The following is a 1,957-nucleotide window of genomic DNA, read 5'->3' as shown; positions in this document are numbered from 1 at the left end:
CGTCCCCCTTCCCCGACCCCGCCGCCGTTGCCCGCTACGCAGAAGGCCCCCGCCGCAACGTGCCTGGCTACGACAGCTTGCTGCGCATGTCGCGCATCCTGCTGGCCGAGCGCGTGCCCGACCACGGCCGCGTGCTGGTGGTGGGCGCAGGCGGCGGGCTGGAGCTCGAAGACATGGCGTTGGCGCACCCTGGCTGGCAGCTCGACGGCGTGGACCCCAGCCAGCCCATGCTGGACCTGGCCGCGCAGCGGCTGCAGAGCGCGGGCGTATCCGGTGACCGCGTGGCGCTGCACCACGGCTATGTGCAGAGCGCACCCGTAGGGCCGTTTGATGGCGCGACGTGCCTGCTGACTTTTCACTTTGTGCCGCGCGAGGAGCGTGCGGCCATGGTGGCGGAGATCCAGCGGCGGCTCAAGCCCGGGGCACCGCTGGTGGTGGCGCATCTGAGCGTGGCGGATGGCGCAGGCCCAGGCGGTGAGGGCGGGGCAGGGGAGCGCGACCTATGGCTGTCACGCTATGCAGCGTTTCAGGTGGCGTCCGGTGTGCCGCCGGAGCACGCGGCCAAGGCGCGGGACAAGATTGCTGCAGAGCTGGCGATGCTGACGCCGCAGGAAGACGAGGCGATTCTGCGCGAGGCCGGTTTCACCGATGTGCAGATGTTTTACATGGGGTTTGCGTTTAGGGGGTGGATAGGGTTGTCGGACCTGGAGTATCAATAGCGAAAATCGGGCTCGGTGAGTGCCGTTTTTGCCGACGATTTCAAGTCCGACAGCCTCCACGTTTGCTGGCAATGGCAGTTGCCTTGCTAAAGTTCCGGTCTGCCTAGGCGCGAGCGCATTGCCTATGACCCACTATAGAAAAGGAACCATAGTCATTGAAATCTACATCTCGAACTGAGGTGTGCACACCCAAGTTCAAGTGTCGGTTGATCGTCACGTCAATATCTAGGTCATTTCCATCCTGGGCTGAAATTCGTCTTTGGACGAACGGACACAGTAGCGCATTGCGCTTCACCTCCAATAAGCGACCCGGTTTCAATCGTTAACTGCGAGCCACACGGGCAACCATCCCCCAACATTTGAGAGCTATGCAAGGAAAAATCAAAACATTTACCAGGGAAAAGGGCTTTGGCTTCATCAAGGGGGACGACGACAAGGACTATTTTTTTCACATCAATTCGTTTGTTCACTCGAGTCCCGAGGCATTGGGTGATGGGAGCGTTGTTTCCTTCGATCCAGTGCCCACCCCGAAGGGTTATCGTGCCGAACGCTGCAAGGTAGTTGAGCTGGTATCCATGGGTTATGAGGGACCAGGTTACCTTGAGATTCTGATTTCTAAGACTGACACCATCAGAGGGTGGGAGCTGATTGAAGTCAGCGATTGGTTCATCTGCTCAATGACGACCAAGGACAAGCTCGCCGCAGAAGATCACATCAAGTTTCGGGCTGCATCGGTTGGTGGCAATGCTCTCATTGATTTTCGCTGCGAGCGCGAGACCGAGAGCGAGGGGAACTATAAGTACTCGGTCTTCACTTGTTACGGACGCCCAGCGTTCGCAGCAAGAAGGCGTGTAGGCGGTACTCTGGATGTGACTAACAGGCTCACCATCAATATGCTGGCGCAGCGGCTGAAGCAGCAGCTCACCGATGAGCGCACTAAGAATCTTCGCCAAGTCAAAAGGGTGTGGACAGTGCTGTCGATCAGCATGATCGCGTTGATATTCGTGCTTGGCTATTTGGGATATCTGGGATTTGCTGCCGCGATCTGTGTGGCCCTGCTTATCTACGGAGCTTCTTTTGCGCGGAATCGCCGCGATACCAGCGGATGGCTGGCTAAGTGTCGCATCCCGTACGATCATATGGTCGCTTGTGAAACAGGTGCGGGTGGGTCTGGTACCACTCTTTCATCGCCTGCATCGGCGTACTGCTCTTGAGCGCTGACTGCGGTAACTGGTGGT

General features: G+C 58.5%; 1 protein-coding gene and 2 pseudogenes. 2 read left to right on the top strand and 1 reads right to left on the bottom strand.

Going from position 1 to position 1,957, the window contains the following annotated elements; genetic code table 11:
• Positions 1–719: class I SAM-dependent methyltransferase (locus NFX52_RS29985; RefSeq protein WP_252635991.1), on the top strand; the 719-nt coding region annotated here is incomplete at its 5' end.
• A gap of 368 nt (positions 720–1,087) precedes the next feature.
• A pseudogene (locus NFX52_RS29980) lies at positions 1,088–1,258 on the top strand (cold-shock protein); the annotation flags it as partial.
• A gap of 574 nt (positions 1,259–1,832) precedes the next feature.
• Here the strand turns inward: NFX52_RS29980 and NFX52_RS29975 are convergent.
• Positions 1,833–1,957 (bottom strand): annotated as a pseudogene (locus NFX52_RS29975) (IS481 family transposase); the annotation flags it as partial.

Origin of the sequence: Acidovorax facilis (genome assembly GCF_023913775.1) — a bacterium.
Lineage (GTDB): Bacteria > Pseudomonadota > Gammaproteobacteria > Burkholderiales > Burkholderiaceae_C > Acidovorax > Acidovorax facilis.
The sequence above is the reverse complement of the archived record's forward strand: the minus strand, read 5'-3'. Positions and strand labels throughout refer to the sequence as shown.